The sequence below is a fragment of the Camelimonas sp. ID_303_24 genome, from assembly GCF_053543495.1.
Genome location: NZ_JBLLJM010000005.1, coordinates 352,962 through 370,372, shown reverse-complemented (window position 1 = coordinate 370,372; position 17,411 = coordinate 352,962). Strand labels below are relative to the sequence as shown.

Below are 17,411 nucleotides of genomic sequence, written 5' to 3'. Positions count from 1 at the left end.
GGCAGGGTTAACCCGCGCGTCGATGGCGCGAATCTGTGCAAAGTCCTTGCATTTCATGCAATTTTCGGCGATCTGGAGCCGCGCGCCATCACGCGATGCGTGAGCGGCGTCGTTCGCGTCCCGACAGGATCTGCGCGCAGCCCATTGTGGGCTGGGCAGCCCCGCCGGCGCGCGCCGACGGAGCGCGCTCGCCCATGGGCGCCGCCATGGCAGGCGGCGCTCGCAAACAGATCGGCAGGTCCGGACATCGCTCCAGGCTCCTGATTGCCCCGCGCGTTCGGACGTGGCGACGCCAGTTGCGTCTGATAATGCGCTATCCTGCTGATTCGATGCGGCTTGCGTGACTGTCCGCGCGCCCATCTTCAGACGCCAGCAAGGCCGGAAAGCCGGCCGGAAATGACGGAATGGGTTTCATCAAACGCATTGGGCGGTCGCGGGCGGTGCAGGAAACGCTTGGGTTCCTGCTTGCGCGCTATCTCGACCTTGTCCAGGCGACGACCCGGTTCCAGATGGACCCGCCAGATATCTATGACCGCGTCGGCCCGCAGATGCCGGTGATCGCCGCCATGTGGCATGGGCAACATTTCATGGTCACCTTCGCCAAACGCCGCCAGGACCGGGCGGCGGCGCTGGTGTCGCGCTCGGGCGACGGCGAGTTCAACGCCATCGCCCTGCGCCATCTGGGCGTGCGGGCGATTCGCGGCTCCGGCGCCCGCAAGGCCAGCCAGATCCGCGACAAGGGCGGGGTGCGGGCGCTGATCGCCATGAGCCGGGCGCTGGCCAGTGGCGAGATGGTGGTGATGACTGCGGACGTGCCGAAGGTGTCGCGCATCTGCGGGCCAGGCGTCGTGGCGCTGGCCCGCATGTCCGGCCGGCCGGTGTGCCCGGTGGCGGTGGTGAGCAGCCGGCGCATTGATTTCAACAGTTGGGACCACGCCTCGATCGGTTTGCCGTTCGGGCGCGGCGCCATTGTCATTGGCGAGCCGGTCCATGTGCCGGCGGATGCCGATGACGCCGCCATGGAAGCGGCGCGGCTTGCTGTCGAGCGGGGGCTGGATGCGGCCCACGCGCGCGCCTACGCTCTGGTGGGGACGCCAGACCCGGGCGCCAGGAAATCGCTGGGGGAGCAGCCAGCTGCGGCGCCCCGCGCAGGAGAGTCGCCATGACCGGTACGCCGCTGACCCTGCGCCTGTATCGCGCGGCCATGTCTCTCGCCGAGCCTTTCGCGCCGCTGTTGCTGGCGGCGCGCCGCCGGCGCGGCAAGGAGGACGGCGATCGCATGGCAGAGCGGCGCGGCGTCGCGGCCGCGCCGCGCCCGGCGGGTCGCGTGGCCTGGCTGCACGGCGCCAGCGTTGGCGAGACCATCTCCATCCTGCCGATCATCGAACGTCTGACCCAGCGCGGCTTTACGGTGCTGGTCACGTCTGGCACCGTTACCTCGGCCGGGGTGCTGGCCGAGCGGCTGCCGCCAGGCGCCTTCCACCAGTTCGCGCCGCTGGATACGCCGCGCTACATCCGCCGCTTTCTCGACCACTGGCAGCCGGACCTGGCGCTGGTGGCCGAATCGGAGCTGTGGCCGAACATGATCGTGGCGCTGGAAAAACGCGGCGTGCCGCTGATCCTCGTCAACGGCCGCATGTCGGAGCGCTCGTTCCGGCGCTGGCAGCGGGCGCCGAAGACGGCGCGGGCGCTGCTCGGCTGCATTGACGTCGCCCTGACCCAGACGCCAGCCGACGCCGAGCGTCTTGCCCGCCTTGGCGCGCCGCGCGTCACCATTGCCGGCAATCTGAAATTCGACGCCCCGGCGCCGCCCGCCGACACCCAGACCCTGGCGTTGATGCAGGGCCAGGTGAGCGGCCGCCCGGTCTGGCTGGCGGCCAGCACCCACGGCGTGGAAGATGAGATCGCCTGCTATGTGCACATGGCGCTGAAGGAGCGCTGGCCCGATCTGCTGACCTTCATCGCCCCCCGTCACCCGCATCGCGCGGAGGAAGTGGCGCGCATGGCCGAGGAGGAGGGGCTGGAGGCGATGCTGCGCTCCGAGGGCTATGCGCCGGGCTCGGCCACCGAGATCTACATCATTGACGTGATGGGGGAGCTGGGCCTGTACTTCCGCCTCGCCCAGGCCGCCTTCATTGGTGGTTCGCTGCTCAACCATGGCGGCCACAATCCGATTGAGCCGGCAAAGCTGCGCACGCCGATCCTGCACGGGCCGCACGTGCACAATTTCAGCGACGTTTACGCCGCCTTCGATGGCGCCGGCGGCGCCGTGCCGGTGACCGACGCCGACGAACTGGCGGAGGCGATATCGACGCTGCTGCAGGACGCGGCGCGGGGACGCGAGATGACGCGGGCCGCCGCCGGCGTGGTCGATCGCTATGGCGGCGCGCTCGAGCGGACCTTGCAGGCCATTGAGCCATACATTCTGCAAATGGAGCTGGAGCGGATCTGATGCGCGCGCCGGGCTTCTGGCAGGAGCGTGATCCCGGCCTGCCGGCCCGCCTCGCCATGGCGCTGCTGGCCCCGGTCGCCGCCATCTACGGCGGCGTGACGGCGCGACGCATGGCGCGCCCCGGCGGCCATGTGGGCGCTCCGGTGATCTGCGTTGGCAATTTCGTCGCGGGCGGGGCCGGCAAGACCCCTGTCGCCCTGAGCCTCGCCGCCCATCTGGCGCGGCGCGGCGCGCGCCCGGCCTTCGTCAGCCGTGGCTATGGCGGCGCGCTCTCCAGCCAGAACGGCGTTACCCGGATTGATCCCGCCGCGCACGACGCGCGCATGGCTGGCGACGAGCCGCTGCTACTGGCGGCGGCGGCGCCGACTTTCGTCGCCCGCGACCGTCTGGCAGGCGCCCGGGCGGCCGCCCAGGCGGGGGCGGATGTGATCATCCTCGATGACGGGTTGCAAAACCCGGCGCTGCACAAGGATCTGGCCCTGGCCGTGATCGATGGCGCCGTTGGCGTCGGCAATGGCCGCGTCGTGCCGGCTGGGCCGCTGCGGGCGCCGCTGGCCGCGCAATGGCCGGCGGCGCACGCGGTGATCGTGATCGGGGCCGGCGATGCGGGGGAGGCGATCGTTCAGGAGGCGCAGGCGCGCGGCAAGCCGGCGCTGCGGGCGGCGTTGCGGCCGGATGCGGAGGTCGCCGCGCATCTGGCCGGCCGGCGGGTGCTGGCCCTGGCGGGCATTGGCCGGCCCGAAAAATTTGTCGCCACCCTGCGGGAGATCGGCGCCGACGTTGTCGATCTCGCCGCCTTCGGCGACCACCACCCCTATCGCGTCGCTGATCTGGCGCCGCTGGCGGCCCGCGCCGCCCGCGAGGGGCTGACGCTGGCCACCACCGCCAAGGACGCCGCGCGCATGGCCGGCGACCCGGAGCTGGCGCCATTGCTGGCGCAAATGACTGTGTTGCCGGTGACGTTGGCGTTTGACGATGAAGGCGCGGTGGACGCCTTGCTGGCGGATGTGCTGGGCCGGTAGGCGTCGGGAGGCTGCTTCCGTTGCAGGTCCAGTTGCGTGCTTCGGTCCGCGCATCTTGTCGGGCGCGCCACGCTTCCTGTTTCTCCCCACCTCATGCCCGCACGTGTTGCGGGCATCCACGCCTTCGCCCCGCTGGATCTGGCGCTGACTGGCCCGGCGTCGCCTCGTGGATGGACGGGACAAGCCCGGCCATGACGGCGCTGGGGATGCGTGGCGCGGGGTCTGGTTCTGGCAGGGCGCCAACCGATGGCAGTCTGTCGCCGGCGGGCGGCGGGGGCTGGCGCGCAGGCGTGCTGGTCGCCCGGACCATGCCGGGCAGCCACAGGAGTTTTGGCCTTATTGCGGGCCGAGCTTGAGCTTGTGGGCCTTCAGCACCTCGGCGGGCGACAGATAGGCCTCCTGGCGTTCGGCGCTCCAGTAGTGCAGCTCATCGAGTGGAATTGGCGTTCCGGTCACGGCGCAGCGGACGAAATCGCCAGGACGAATGACGCGGTAGTCGCCGGATTCATAGTGCAGTTTCGCTTCGTTCTGGCCGGCGTTCAACCTGTCCATGTCCTGCTCCGTACGGGCCGTGGGCCGCGTGAAAATACGTTCGCTCTTCCTTACAGGTCCAGCAGCGGCGTGTCATCGTCCAGGGTTTTGCGGGCGCGGGGGCGGCGTCTGGCCTGCGGCGGCGCGTCTTCGGCCTGCGGCGACGTGATCTTTGCCTGCAGCTGTCTGGCGCGGTCGCCATCGACGGTCGCCTGCACGGCGCCATCGGCGAACTGCAACTCCAGCCGCGCGCCAGGCGGCGCGCCGCTGACGCCGCGCACCGGGTCCCCCTCCAGGGTCCGCACCAGGGCGAAGCCGCGCGCCAGCACGCCCTTGTAGCTGAGGCTGCGCAGCATCTGCTCCAGGGTTTCCAGCCGCGCCTGGCGCGGCCGTTGCGCCACGGCCCAGGCGGGGGTGAGCCGGCCGGCGAAGGCGTCGAACCGCGCCCGGCGCGCCCGCAACTCCGCCCATGGCGAATGGCGGGCCAGCGCAGTGGCGGCGCGGGCGAGCCGGCGGCTGGCGGCGTCGATCTGGCGGGCGCTGGCGCCGGTGAGGCGGGTCGCCGCCAGGTCGAGCCGCTGCCTGGGGCCTTCCAGCGCCGCATGGGGGCGCGGCAGGGCGCGGGCGAGGGCGCGCAGGGCGTCGTGACGGTGGCGCGACAACCGGCTGGCGGCGCCGTGATGACGGCGGGTGAGGTCGCCCAGTTGCGCCAGCAGCTCCATGCGCACCGGCACCACTTTTTCGGCGGCGGCGGTGGGGGTGGGCGCGCGCAGGTCGGCGGCGTGGTCGATCAGCGTCCAGTCGGTTTCATGACCCACGGCCGAGACCAGCGGAATCATGCTTTCAGCGGCGGCGCGCACCACCGCTTCGTCATTGAAGCCCCACAGATCTTCCAGCGAGCCGCCGCCGCGGGCGACGATCAGCACGTCGGGGCGCGGCAGGGCTGCGTCTGGCGGCCCCTCCGGCAGGGCGTTGAAGCCATGAATGGCGGCGGCGACCTCGGCGGCGCTGCCCTCGCCCTGCACCCGCACCGGCCAGACGATGACGCGGCGGGGGAAGCGATCCTCCAGCCGGTGCAGGATGTCGCGGATCACCGCGCCGGTGGGCGAGGTGATGACGCCGATAACCTGGGGCAGGAAGGGCGGAATCTGTTTGCGCGCTTCATCAAACAGCCCCTCCGCCGCCAGCTTGCGGCGGCGCTCCTCCAGCAGGGCCATCAGGGCGCCGACCCCGGCCGGCTCCAGATGCTCCACGACGATCTGGTATTTCGACTGGCCAGGGAAGGTGGTGACGCGCCCGGTGGCGATGACCTCCATGCCCTCTTCCGGCCGCACGCGCAGCCGGCCAAACACGCCCTTCCAGATCACCGCATCGATGCGGGCCCCGTCGTCCTTGAGGGCGAAATAGCAGTGGCCGGATGAGTGTGGGCCGCGATAGCCGCTGATTTCGCCGCGCAGCCGCACGTGGCCGAACTGGTCCTCCAGCGTGCGCTTCATGGCGCCGGACAGGCTGGAAACGGTCCATTCATGGGCGTTTGAGCCGCCCTCCGCAGCGGCGACGCCACTGAACAGGCCATCGTCGGCCGACGGAGCGGGGCGGCTGGCGCGGGCGGAGGTTCTGGGGGTGCGGGGCGGGGCCATGGCGCCCATTCTAGCCGGCCGGGCGACGCCCTGAACAGTCCGCAAACGCAGCCGCGCCCCTGTTGCCCCACAATGGCGAATGCGCGCGGGTGACAAAGCTGACAAATTTCCGGGAATTTTTGCCGTCAGGGTGCTATTCAGCCAGCGCGCCCCGATGGCGCGCTTTTGTTCGCGCCCCTTACCGCCCAGGAGACGAGCCCATGTCCCGCCAGTTGTCCCTCGCCAAAGACAAGATTCGCGTCCTGTTGCTGGAGGGGATCAGCGATACGGCGGTCGATCTGATGCGCGCCGCCGGCTACACCAATCTGGAGCGCCTGACCACGGCGCTCGACGGCGATGACCTGCGCAAGGCGCTGGAGGGCGTGCGCCTCGTTGGCGTCCGCTCCCGCACCCAGCTCACCGCCGAGGTGATTGGCGCCGCCGACCGGCTCATCGCCATCGGCTGCTTCAGCGTCGGCACCAATCAGGTGAACCTGCCAGCCGCCGCCGCCCGGGGCGTGCCGGTGTTCAACGCGCCGTTCTCCAACACGCGCTCGGTTGCCGAACTGACCATCGGCGAAATCATCATGCTGATGCGCCGCATCCCCGAGCGCTCCACGGGCGCGCACGCCGGCAAGTGGGACAAGTCGGCCACCGGCAGCTACGAGGTGCGCGGCAAGACCCTGGGCATCGTTGGCTATGGCAATATCGGCAGCCAGCTGTCACAGCTCGGCGAAGCGCTCGGCATGCGGGTGATCTACCACGACCAGACCGACCGCCTGCGCTACGGCAACACCGAGCCGGTGGAGACCCTGCAGGAGCTGCTGGCCCAGAGCGATGTGGTTTCGCTGCACGTGCCCGACACCCCGGCCACGCGCAACATGATCGGCGAGGCGGAAATCCGCGCCATGAAGCCGGGCGCCTATCTCATCAACAATGCGCGTGGCAAGGTGGTGGACATCGACGCTCTGGCCGCCGCGCTGCGCGATGAACATCTGGCTGGCGCCGCCATCGACGTGTTCCCCGTTGAGCCAGGCTCCAACAAGGAGGCGTTCGTCTCGCCGCTGCAGGGGCTGCCCAACGTCATCCTGACGCCCCATATCGGCGGCTCGACCCAGGAGGCGCAGGAGCGCATCGGCGCCGAGGTGGCGCGCAAGCTGGTGGAATATTCCGACGTGGGCTCGACCCTCGGCGCCGTGAATTTCCCACAGGTGCAATTGCCGCCCACCCCGCGCGGCGCGCGCTTCATCCACGTGCACCGCAATGTTCCCGGCGTGATGTTGCGCATCAACGAAGTGTTTTCCAGCCACAAGCTGAACCTCTCGGCCCAATATCTGCAGACCTCGGGCGATATCGGCTATGTGGTGCTCGACGCGGAAGGCAATGGCGCGCACGCCGCGGCGGCGCTGGGCGACCTGCGCGGCATCAACGGCACCATCCGGGCGCGCCTGCTGTACTGAGGTTGGCCCCTGACGGTCAGGGGAGGCGCTGCGACGTTGTGGGCGGCGGCGGCCCTGGCCGGAACAGGTTCACTTGCCGCGCGGAGCGGTCGCGCGGCGTGGAAAGACGTGGATGGCCGGGACAAGCCCGGCCATGAGGCGTTGGGGCCATGAGGCGTTGGGGGGCATAAGGCGTTGGGGGCATGACGCTTTGGGGCTGGACCCCGTGGCGGCGGTCGCCAGGGCGTCGCGCCCGGCGCAGCCCCCTGGATGGACGGATTTGCCCTATCCAGGTTCGCCCAGCATGGCGAACAGGGGCAGCGCCGACAGGGGCGTTTCGATTTTTTTATCGCCGCGTTTTGGCTTGTCGTTGAAGTCCGCGCCTTCGTGGGTCAGCAGCCAGCGTTTGCGGGCGAGGCCGCCAGCGTAGCCGGTGAGCGAACCGTCGGCGCCGATCACCCGGTGGCAGGGCGCGACAACGCCGATGGGGTTGGCGCCATTGGCCAGACCCACAGCCCGCACCGCCGTGGGCGGCGCGCCAATCATCGTCGCCAGTTGGCCATAGCTCCTGGTTTCTCCGGCGGGAATCAGGCGCAGGCCCGCCCACACCCGGCGCTGGAACGCCGTGCCGTTGGTGGCGACGCGGATGGCGTCGATGGCTGTGAGCTCGCCGCTGAAATAGGCGTCGAGGGCGCGGGCAAGGTCCGGCGGCGTCGCGCCGGTTTCGGGCGCGACGGGGCCGTAATGCCGCGCCAGCAGCCGGCGCATGCGCTCGTCGTAACCTTCCCAGTCAAACACCCGCAGGGCGCCGGTCTCGTCGCATATCAGCAGCGCCATGCCGGCCGGCGTCGGCCATTGCGACAGCACCAGGCGTTGCGGCGACGGCGCGGCGGGCGGCGGTTCCAGGGCTGATTGCATGGCGCGGACCTCCAGAGTGGGCCAGGACACAACAACAAACCCGGCGGGCGAGGGCAAGCCGGATCCCCGCGCTTGTGATGGGGCGATGGGCCAAACCGCGAACCAGACCGTTATGGGCGGCCGGTTCTGCGGTTCCTGTCAGCGCGCCTCAGAATTTCGGCGCGCCCACATCTGGCGGGCCGCCAAAGCCGCCGGGGGCGGCCGGAGCCCCTGGCGCGCCGGGAAGGCCAGGGGCGCCAGGGAGGCCAGGGGCGGGAGCGCCGCCCAGATTGCGGAACTGCTCTTCCACCGCCTTGTCGTCGATCTTCTTCACGTCCTCCAGCCAATAAGTGACGGAGTTGGGCCAGAAGATCACGATGGCCACCAGGATCAGCTGCATGACCACCCAGGGGATCGAGCCCCAGTAGATGTCGGAGCTTTTCACCGCCTTGGGCGCGATGCCGCGCAGGTAGAACAGGGCGAAGCCGAAGGGCGGGTGCATGAAGCTGGTCTGCATGTTGACGCAGATCAGCACGCCGAACCAGATCAGGTTGATGTCCAGCTTGGCCGCCACCGGCGCCAGCAGCGGAATGACGATGAAGGCGATCTCGAAGAAGTCGAGGAAGAACGCCAGGATGAAGATGAAGATGTTGACGAAGATCAGGAAGCCGATCTGACCGCCGGGCAGGTGCGACAGCATGTGCTCGATCCAGCGGCCGCCGTCCATGCCCTGGAAAACAAGGCTGAAGCAGGTGGAGCCGATCAGGATGAACACCACCATGGCGGTGAGGCGCATGGTGTTCTCCATGCCCTCCCAGCACAGCTTCCAGGTGAGCCGCCGGTGCAGCGCCGCCAGCACCAGCGAGCCGACCGCGCCCATGGCGCCGGCTTCCGTCGGCGTGGCGAGGCCGAGGAAGATGGTGCCGAGCACCAGAAAGATCAGCACGATGGAGGGAATCATGCCCCACAGCACCCGGAAAACCAGGGCGCGGTTCAGTTCGCCCCGCGCTTCCGGCGGCAGCGGCGGCATGGCGCCAGGGCGCAGGAACGACAGGGCCACGATGTAGAGGATGAAGATCGCCACCTGGAGCAGTGACGGGCCGATGGCGCCCAGGTACATGTCGCCGACCGATTTGCCGAGCTGGTCGGCGAGGATCACCAGCACCAGCGACGGCGGGATCAGCTGGGTGATGGTGCCGGAGGCGGCGATGACGCCGGTGGCGACGCGCATGTCATAGCCGTAGCGCATCATCACCGGCAGCGAGATGACGCCCATGGCGATCACCGAGGCGGCGACGGTGCCGGTGATGGCGCCGAGAATGGCGCCGACGACGATCACCGCATAGGCGAGGCCGCCGGGAATGGCGCCGAACAGCTTGCCGGTGCCTTCCAGCAGATCCTCAGCCAGGCCGCATCGCTCCAGGATCGCGCCCATGAAGGTGAAGAACGGGATGGCCAGCAGCAGGTCATTGGAGATGATGCCGAAGAAGCGCAGCGGCAGGGCCGTGAGGAAGTCAGGCGTGAAATGCCCGGTGAAGATGCCCAGGATGCCAAAGGCCAGTCCGACGGCCGACAGCGAGAACGCCACCGGAAAACCAAGCAGCATGAAACAGATCATGCCGGCGAACATCAGCGGCGGCAGCACCCCGTATGCGAACATGGTTCGGACCTCCCAGACCCCGTTTTGCCGGCATCGGTTGTGCTGTTATTGCAGCGGTTTTTCGTAGTTTGTGTTGATGTCGGTCAGGCCGCGCAGCGCCGCCACGCGCTTGATCAGCTCTGAAACGCCCTGCAGCGTCAGCAGGAAGAAGCCGGCGGGCAACACCAGCTTTGCCGGCCACAGGATCAGGCCGCCGGCGTTCAGCGAATATTCGCCGGAAAGCCAGGAGGTGAGGAAAAACCGCCAGCAGATGATGGTGAGAAATATCGTGACCGGCAGCAGGAACACCGTCAGGCCAATGGCGTCGATCCACAGGCGCGTCCGCTCCGACACCGCGCCATAGATCACGTCCACGCGCACATGCTCGTTGCAGGCAAGGGTCCATGAAGCGCCGAACAGCACCATGGCGCCGAACATGTACCACTGGATTTCGAGCCAGCCGTTGGAGCTGTAGTGAAACAGGTAGCGCACCGTGGCGTTGCCGGCGCTGATGAGCACGGTGAACAGCACCAGCCAGCTCGCCAGATAGCCCAGCCAGCGGCTGAGCTGATCGATGCCCCGGCTCAGAACCAGCAGGCCTTGCATGATCGTCTCCCTGAGCGAGGCTCCGGCCAACCAGGTCGGAGGAAGGCTTCAAGATGCTGTATTCATGTGCTTTTCAGCGGCGCGCCATTGTCCGCCGGCCTGGATGCGCGACCGGGACGGCCCCGAAACAGGCGCTGGCCGACGATTCTGGAGTAGCGGATTCCGATGCGATCGCAACCAAGACTTTTGGCATAGGCGGGCGCGGTTTCAGGTATTCAGGTCATGAATACGCAGGGCGCCGCAGCGAATACGGTGGGGCTGGCGGCCGGCGCTCTTCGCCAGGCGGCAAACCGTTCTGGCAATGCGGGGCAGGACGCGCCATGGTTGGGCAACCGGGCGCGCCCGGAAACAGCAGGGAGAAACGCCGTGAACTTCGCCGGATTGCCGTTTGACGCCGAAGCCATGCTGCAGGGCCTGATCCCGTGGGTCCTGTGCGAGAGCCCCACCCATGACGTCGCCGCCGTCAACGCCATGCTCGATCTGGCCAGCATTGATCTGGCGGCCATGGGGGCGGCCATCGAGCGGATTCCTGGCCGCATGGGCTTCGCAGGTTGCGTCCGGGCGCGGTTTCCCCACCCGCGCTTTGGCGAGCCGGGCATCCTGATCGCCGGGCATTTCGACACGGTGCATCCGGTGGGGACGTTGCAGCGCCTGCCAGTGCGGCGCGAAGGCGACCTGTGCTACGGCCCGGGCATCATGGACATGAAGAGCGGCAACTACCTGGCGCTGGAGGCGATCCGCCAGATCGCCCGCGCCGGCTGGCAGACGCCGCTGCCGGTGACGGTGCTGTTCACGCCGGATGAGGAAGTTGGCACGCCCAGCGCCCGCGAGCTGATCGAGCAGGAGGCGGCGCGCAACCGCTATGTGCTGGTGCCCGAGCCATCACTGACCGACAACGGCGTGGTGACCGGGCGCTACGCCATCGCCCGCTTCAATCTGCGCGCCGAGGGGCGGCCCAGCCACGCCGGGGCCCAGCTCTCCGCCGGCCGCTCGGCTATTCGCGAAATGGCGCGGCGGATTCTCGACATCGAGGCCATGACCACGCGCAATTGCACCTTCAGCGTCGGCATCGTCAACGGCGGGGAATGGGTGAACTGCGTGCCGTCCGCCTGCACCGGCCAGGCGCTGAGCATGGCGCGCCGGCAGGAGGACCTGGATGCGGGCGTCGCCGCCATGCTGGCGATGAGCGGGGAGAGCGACGGCGCCCGTTTTACCGTGACGCGCGGCGTCACCCGGCCGGTGTGGGAGCCGGACGCTTGCGGCATGGCGCTGTACGAACGGGCGAAAGCCATCGCCGCCGAACTCGGCTTTGATCTGCCGCACGCCAGCCAGGGCGGCGGTTCGGACGGCAATTTCACCGGGGCCATGGGCATCCCCACCCTGGATGGTCTTGGCGCGCTGGGCGCCAACGCCCATACGCTGAACGAGCACATCGTGGTGAGTTCGCTGGCGGACCGGGGGCGGCTGTTCGCCGGGCTGCTGGCGACGCTGGACTGATCCCCGACAGCGGCATGGGTTTTGGCGCCATCAGTTTTGGCGTCATCCGGTCGCCGTTTCCCGGGCGCCGCCTGCGCCCGCAGATCTGGTCCGGCGGCGCTGATTTGACCGCGCTGCCTTGCAATGACGCGGGTTTGCAACGGCGCCGGGCTTCCCCGCCTGGCTTCCCCGGCCGGGCTTCCCTGGTCTTTGGCTGCCGGGCGTTGAACTTCCCGGTGTTAAACTTGGCCGCGCGGGCATGCGCATGTATGGGTCTGGGGGTGGGGCGGAGCCGGTTTCCGGCTCCGCGCCCGCCTACCCTGTATTCCGATCAGCCTGCAGTGAGGACCCCGGCCATGAACGGCGAAGAGCGCCTGACCGAGCTAGAAATCCGCATCGCCGAGCAGGACAAAACCATCGAGGATCTGTCGTCGGTGCTGGCGGAGCAGTGGAAGACCATCGATCAGCTGGGCAAAAAACTGAACGCGCTGACCAGCCGCTTCCTGCTGCTGGAAGAACAGTCCGCGCCAGATACGCCCGTGACCAGGCCGCCGCACTGGTAGGCGGCGGCCATCACCCGGTTGCAACCGCCGCGCCGGCGCCTGTCAGTTCTGGGACCAGACGGCGAGTTCGGTTCCGCCAGGTTCGCGGAACTGGAAGCGGCGGCCGCCGGGGAACGCGAAGATATCGGCGGTGATAACGCCGCCAGCGGCCTTCACCCGGGCCAGGGCGGTTTCGAGATCGTCGGTTTTCAGGATCACCAGCGGCGGCGTGAGGTTGCCCCTGGCGACGCCGCCATCAAGACCCGCGCCGTCCAGCGCCTGATAATCCGGGCCGTAGTCGATGAAATTCCAGCCGAAGGCGCTGGCGAAAAAGGCCGTGGTGGCGGCGACGTCGGGCGAGGAAAACTCCACATAATCGATGGCGGGTTTCGCTGGCGCCGTGTCTGGCATGAAGCTCTCCAGAGGTGGGGCGGCGGCCGCCGCCTGTTGCGTAACTGGAAACCATGATGGCCGGCGAATGTTGTGCGCGACACGACCGCGCCGCATTGTCCTGTGCATAGACGCCCCGCGTATGGACGTTTTGTGCGTGGACGTCCTGCGCATGAACCTGGTGATCGGGCGTGCGGGAAGGGTTTGACGTGATGATGGGGCTGAGCCGGCGGTCAGCGTTGCTCGGGGGGCTTGGGGCGCTTTTCGCTGTGGGCGCGAGGGTCGAGGCCAATGCACAGGGAAGCGGCCAGGGAGCGGATCACTGGTACGACCTGAAGGACCGGGACGGCGCGCCGTTGCCCAACATGCGGCTGCCCGTGGAGCTGACCTCGGAGATCGAGCGTCTGCCCGGGGTGTTCTGGATGGGCGCCGCCCAGCCAGACGTCACCATCATTGAAGTCTACGATTACAACTGCCCCTGGTGCCACGCGGCGGCCCGCGATCTGCATGCATTGATGGCGGACGCCGGCGATGTGCGCATCGGCTTTATGAACAATCCGATACTTTCCCCCGGGTCCGCCCAGGCGGCGAAGGTGGAAATGGCGCTGTTGCGGACCATGGGCCCTCAGATCGCCTACGATTTTTACCGGGCAATGTTTGCCCGCAAGGGCCGCGCCGATGGCGCCGCCGCGCTGGCCGCCGCCAGGGTTGTGATGGACGGGCGGCGCAGCGAGGCCGCCGATGGCAAAAAGCACGGCGTCACCTTCGCCGACGTCCAGCGCGTCGCTGACGACGGGGAAACCACGCAGGCCCTGCTGGCGCAGATGAAGCTGGCCGCGTCGCTTGGCATGTCGGCAACGCCGTCGTTCATCACCGGCGGCGTCAGCATCCTGGGATACCCCGGCCCGAAGACCCTCGGCGGCATTGTCGCCGCCATGCGCGATTGCGAAGAGCCGGTCTGCAAAGGCTGAGCAAGGGCCAGGGGAGGGGGCAGGTTCGCCCCGGTTGGGAAAGAAACGGGTCAGCTGAAAATGAACTGGCGCGAGAAACGCTCCGGCGCGCGCCCGTTCAACGTGGGCAATCCGGCGTTATGTTCTGGCCATCATGATCACGACAACGGCGATCAACGCCCAGCCAATCGGCGTTGCGAAGATGATGGAGCTGGCTGATTTGATCGCATTCATGTCGTCACCCCCGGAAGCAATCCTGCTTCGTGGTGATAACGGATAGGTGATCCATAAGTTCCGGCGTCGCGCGGTATATTTTTGGCTGGCGCGCGGCATGCGACAACGGGCGGGGGATCCGCAACGCCGCAAGGCGTGAATCTCGCGGACGCCAGGCGCGCTGGGCGCTATCCATTATCCGGCAGTTTCTTTATAAGCGCGGCCATGAATATCCTGCTCATTGGCTCGGGCGGCCGCGAACATGCGCTGGCGTGGAAGTTGGCTGCATCCCCCTCATGCGACAAGCTTTTCATCGCGCCTGGCAATCCGGGCACGGCGACGCTTGGCGAGAATGTCGCACTCGACGTGAGCGACCACGCGGCGACGATTGCTTTTTGTCGCGCCCGTGACATCGGGCTGGTGGTTGTTGGCCCCGAGGCGCCGCTGGTGGCTGGCCTCGTTGATGATCTCGCCGCGGCGGGCATCAAGGCTTTCGGCCCGCGCAAGACGGCGGCGCAGCTGGAAGGCTCAAAGGGCTTCACCAAGGAGCTGTGCGCCGAATACGCCATTCCCACCGCGGCGTTCGCCCGCTTCGAGGATCTGGCGGCGGCCCGCGCCTATGTGCGCGAAAAGGGCGCGCCGATCGTCATCAAGGCCGATGGCCTCGCTGCCGGCAAGGGCGTGGTGGTGGCCGAGACGCTCGCCCAGGCGGAAGAGGCGCTGGACATGATGTTCGGCGGCGGCCTTGGCCAGGCGGGCGCGGCTGTCGTCGTCGAGGAATTCATGAGCGGCGAGGAGGCCAGCGTCTTCGCCATCACCGACGGCAAATCATTCATTCCGTTCGGCGACGCCCAGGACCACAAGCGGGTGTTCGATGGCGATCGCGGTCCGAATACAGGCGGCATGGGCGCCTATTCGCCGGCCCCGGTGGTCACCGCCGACGTTCACCAGCAGATCATGGACCGCATCATCGCGCCGACGGTGGCGGGCATGGCGGAGCGCGGAACGCCTTATGTGGGCGTGCTCTACGCCGGGGTGATCCTCACCACTGAGGGACCCAAGCTGATCGAATACAACGCGCGTTTCGGCGATCCGGAGTGCCAGGTGCTGATGCTGCGTTTTCGCGGCGATCTGGTGCAGGTGATGCTGGCCGCCATCGACGGCGGCCTCGCCACGCTGGCGCCGGAGCAGTTGGCCTGGTCGGATGAGGCGGCGCTGACGGTGGTTATGGCGGCGGACGGCTATCCGGGCGCGGTGAAGGCCGGCTCGGTGATCCGTGGCGTCGACGCCGCCGCCGGCCCGGACGTGATGGTGTTCCACGCCGGCACGAAGACGATCGATGACGCCCTGACGGCGGCTGGCGGGCGCGTGCTGGCGGTGACGGCGCGCGCGGCCTCGGTGACGGAGGCCCAGCGTCGCGCCTATGCGGCGGTGGACCGGATCGACTGGCCGCAGGGCTTTTGCCGTCGCGACATCGGCTACCGGGCGGTGGCGCGCGAGCAGCAGGCTGGCTGAACGCGGCTCATTCTGACCTGAGGCTGAAAACCAGGGCCGCCCGGATGTTCCGGGCGGCCTGTTTTTTTCATTCACGCGAACCCAGGGGCGTCAGGCCGATGGGCGGCCTGGCAGGCCTTTCCCTCAGATCCCGAGCGAACCGCGGGAGCCGAGCAGCGAGGGATCGTCGCCGCCGCCCCGGTCGTCGTCAGCGTCGTTGGCGTCGAGCAGGCCCCGGGTTTCGGCGTTCAGCGCCCGCGAGCGCTTGCGGGGGCGCGACAGGGGCTCCGGGCGGATCGATGAGCCATGCAGCAGCTCCAGGCCGCTCATGAAGCCCTGCTCGCTTTGCAGCACCAGGCGGGCGACGTCGCGCTTGCGCACGTCTTCCTGCACGGTTTCCGCCTGCTCAAAATCCATCCCCAGGGTTTCCAGCGTCGCCCGGCCCAAACTGAGCGCCGATTTGAAGGTGTCGCGGATCTGGTAGTCCACCGGCAGCTTCATCAGGGCGATCGCGTGCTCGCGATTGATGGCCCGAACGATGGTGCGGGCGCGTGGGAACTCGTGGTGAACCAGCTCGGCGATCAGCGTTGCCGTCTCGGCGTGATCGACGCAGATGCAGATGACGGCGGCCCGTTCGGCGCCGGCGGCGTGCAGCACGTCGGTGCGGGCCCCGTCGCCGTAAAACACCTTGAAGCCGAAGCTGCTGGCCTGACGAATGCGCTCCACATTGTGGTCGATGACCGTCACGTCGACATTGCCGGCAAGCAGCACCTGATTGACCACCTGGCCGAAGCGACCAAAACCGATGACGATGACGCCGCCGCTGGCGGTTTCGCCATTGTCCAGATCGGTAGCGTCGACCTCCTCCGCGGCGCCAGCCCGGCGCAGCAGCGCCGCGTCAATGGCTTTGGCGGCGATCGGGGCCAGCAACATCGACAGGGCTGCGAGCGAAATCAGCATCTGGGCGTGGTCGGGCGTCAGCAGCCCCAGCCCCTGGGCGGTCGGGAACAGCACGAAGGCGAATTCGCCAGCCGTGGCCAGCAGGGCGCCGATGCGCAGCGAATCGCGCCAGGGCGAGCCGGAGACGCGGGCGAGGCCGGAGACGACGCCGATCTTCACGGCCACCATGGCAATGGCGGCCAGCGCCAGCGGCAGGGCGTTCTCGCCCACCAGGCCGAGGTTGATCGACATGCCGACGCTCATGAAGAACAGGCCGAGCAGCAGGCCGCGGAATGGCTCGATATCGGCCTCGAGCTGGTGACGGAAGTTCGATTCGGCCAGCAGCACGCCGGCCAGGAACGCGCCCATGGCCATGGAGAGGCCAACGCGCTCCATCAGCACCGCCGCGCCCAGCGCCACCAGCAGGGCGGCGGCGGTCATCACCTCGCGGGCGCCGCTGGCGGCCAGAACGCGGAAGATCGGGTTCAGCAGGTAACGGCCCACCAGCACGATGACGATGACGCCGCCGAGCGCCATGCCGATTGACGTCATCTGCGACGCCATGGAATGGGCTTCCGGCGAGGTGACGTTGGCCATCAGCGGCACGATGGCGAGAATGGGGACGATCGACAGGTCCTGAAACAGCAGCACGGCGAAGGTGCGCTGGCCATAGGGCGAGCGGGTTTCGCCGCGTTCGCCGAGAATGCCGAGGGCGATGGCTGTGGCTGACAGGCCAAGCGCCATGCCGGCGACGGTCGCTTCCTTCGGGCCATAGCCGGCGAACCACGCCCCCGCCGCCAGGGCGGCGCCGCACAGAAGCAACTGCGCCGCGCCAAGGCCAAAAATATCGCGCCGCATCGACCAGAGGCTGGAGACTTTTAGCTCCAGCCCGATGATGAACAGCAGCAGAACCACGCCGAACTCGGCGACGCCGCGAATGGCCTCCGGCTCAGACACCAGTTGCAGGCCCCAGGGGCCGATGACCACGCCAGCCACCAGATAGCCGATGATGGAGCCAAGCCCGATGCGCCGGAACAGCGGCACGGCGACGGCGGCGGCGCCGCAGAAGACCAGAATGGGTTCAATGAAGCTGGTGTGGCTGGCGGGGTCGGTCATCAGATCCGTTCTGTCGTCCGGGATGGATGGCGAAGCAGGAGGCTTCAGCATCTGTAGCCGGTTTTGGCGCGTTTTCTTGACGCAAA

General features: G+C 68.3%; 15 protein-coding genes. 8 read left to right on the top strand and 7 right to left on the bottom strand.

Translation table 11 applies throughout. The features are described 5' to 3' along the window. Nucleotides 1–404 precede the first annotated feature (404 nt). From ACERNI_RS07300 to lpxK, 3 genes are read left to right on the top strand one after another with little or no spacing between them, the layout of a single operon-like run. Nucleotides 405–1,166, top strand: coding sequence for a lysophospholipid acyltransferase family protein (locus tag ACERNI_RS07300; protein WP_448832609.1), 762 nt, complete (start codon nt 405–407; stop codon nt 1,164–1,166). Beyond that, nucleotides 1,163–2,452, top strand: coding sequence for a 3-deoxy-D-manno-octulosonic acid transferase (locus tag ACERNI_RS07295; RefSeq protein ID WP_448832608.1), 1,290 nt, complete (start codon nt 1,163–1,165; stop codon nt 2,450–2,452). The genes ACERNI_RS07300 and ACERNI_RS07295 overlap by 4 nt, the downstream gene beginning before the upstream one ends. Then, a complete protein-coding gene (gene lpxK / locus ACERNI_RS07290; protein WP_448832607.1) occupies nt 2,452–3,474 on the top strand; it encodes a tetraacyldisaccharide 4'-kinase in 1,023 nt (340 codons plus the stop codon). The genes ACERNI_RS07295 and lpxK overlap by 1 nt, the downstream gene beginning before the upstream one ends. 336 nt (nt 3,475–3,810) lie before the next feature. Here the strand turns inward: lpxK and ACERNI_RS07285 are convergent, their stop codons facing one another. Next, nucleotides 3,811–4,026, bottom strand: coding sequence for a DUF2093 domain-containing protein (locus ACERNI_RS07285; RefSeq protein ID WP_448832606.1), 216 nt, complete (start codon nt 4,024–4,026; stop codon nt 3,811–3,813). Nucleotides 4,027–4,076: 50 nt separating this feature from the next. Continuing rightward, on the bottom strand, nt 4,077–5,645 hold the full coding sequence (gene xseA, locus ACERNI_RS07280) for an exodeoxyribonuclease VII large subunit (protein ID WP_448832605.1): 1,569 nt from the start codon (nt 5,643–5,645) through the stop codon (nt 4,077–4,079). Between the two features lie 200 nt (nt 5,646–5,845). Here xseA and serA point away from each other — a divergent pair, with 200 nt between their 5' ends. Further along, entirely contained in the window at nt 5,846–7,084 is a 1,239-nt protein-coding gene (gene serA, locus ACERNI_RS07275) for a phosphoglycerate dehydrogenase (protein WP_448832604.1), read from the top strand. Nucleotides 7,085–7,348: 264 nt separating this feature from the next. On the opposite strand, the gene ACERNI_RS07270 is transcribed toward serA, so the two are convergent. The 3 genes from ACERNI_RS07270 to ACERNI_RS07260 form a co-directional block, all read right to left on the bottom strand. Beyond that, complete coding sequence (locus ACERNI_RS07270; protein ID WP_448832603.1) at nt 7,349–7,981, bottom strand: methylated-DNA--[protein]-cysteine S-methyltransferase; 633 nt, start codon at nt 7,979–7,981, stop codon at nt 7,349–7,351. A 148-nt stretch (nt 7,982–8,129) separates the two neighbouring features. Continuing rightward, nucleotides 8,130–9,620 (bottom strand): TRAP transporter large permease, encoded by a 1,491-nt coding sequence (locus ACERNI_RS07265; RefSeq protein ID WP_448832602.1) that lies wholly within the window; start codon nt 9,618–9,620, stop codon nt 8,130–8,132. A gap of 45 nt (nt 9,621–9,665) precedes the next feature. After that, the gene (locus tag ACERNI_RS07260) at nt 9,666–10,205 is read right to left on the bottom strand and encodes a TRAP transporter small permease subunit (RefSeq protein WP_448832601.1); all 540 of its coding nucleotides are present in this window, start codon (nt 10,203–10,205) and stop codon (nt 9,666–9,668) included. Nucleotides 10,206–10,571: 366 nt separating this feature from the next. Here ACERNI_RS07260 and ACERNI_RS07255 point away from each other — a divergent pair, with 366 nt between their 5' ends. After that, entirely contained in the window at nt 10,572–11,702 is a 1,131-nt protein-coding gene (locus tag ACERNI_RS07255) for a M20/M25/M40 family metallo-hydrolase (protein WP_448832600.1), read from the top strand. A 335-nt stretch (nt 11,703–12,037) separates the two neighbouring features. Further along, the gene (locus tag ACERNI_RS07250) at nt 12,038–12,244 is read left to right on the top strand and encodes a SlyX family protein (protein WP_448832599.1); all 207 of its coding nucleotides are present in this window, start codon (nt 12,038–12,040) and stop codon (nt 12,242–12,244) included. A 42-nt stretch (nt 12,245–12,286) separates the two neighbouring features. Here ACERNI_RS07250 and ACERNI_RS07245 read toward each other — a convergent pair whose 3' ends face one another. Then, on the bottom strand, nt 12,287–12,634 hold the full coding sequence (locus ACERNI_RS07245; RefSeq protein ID WP_448832598.1) for a VOC family protein: 348 nt from the start codon (nt 12,632–12,634) through the stop codon (nt 12,287–12,289). A gap of 170 nt (nt 12,635–12,804) precedes the next feature. Between ACERNI_RS07245 and ACERNI_RS07240 the strand changes: the two genes are divergently transcribed. After that, nucleotides 12,805–13,584: a DsbA family protein gene (locus ACERNI_RS07240; protein WP_448832597.1), complete on the top strand. Its 780-nt coding sequence runs from the start codon at nt 12,805–12,807 to the stop codon at nt 13,582–13,584. Between the two features lie 417 nt (nt 13,585–14,001). Next, nucleotides 14,002–15,291: a phosphoribosylamine--glycine ligase gene (gene purD, locus ACERNI_RS07235; RefSeq protein WP_448832596.1), complete on the top strand. Its 1,290-nt coding sequence runs from the start codon at nt 14,002–14,004 to the stop codon at nt 15,289–15,291. Nucleotides 15,292–15,414: 123 nt separating this feature from the next. Here the strand turns inward: purD and ACERNI_RS07230 are convergent, their stop codons facing one another. Beyond that, nucleotides 15,415–17,325 (bottom strand): monovalent cation:proton antiporter-2 (CPA2) family protein, encoded by a 1,911-nt coding sequence (locus ACERNI_RS07230; protein WP_448832595.1) that lies wholly within the window; start codon nt 17,323–17,325, stop codon nt 15,415–15,417. Nucleotides 17,326–17,411 lie beyond the last annotated feature (86 nt).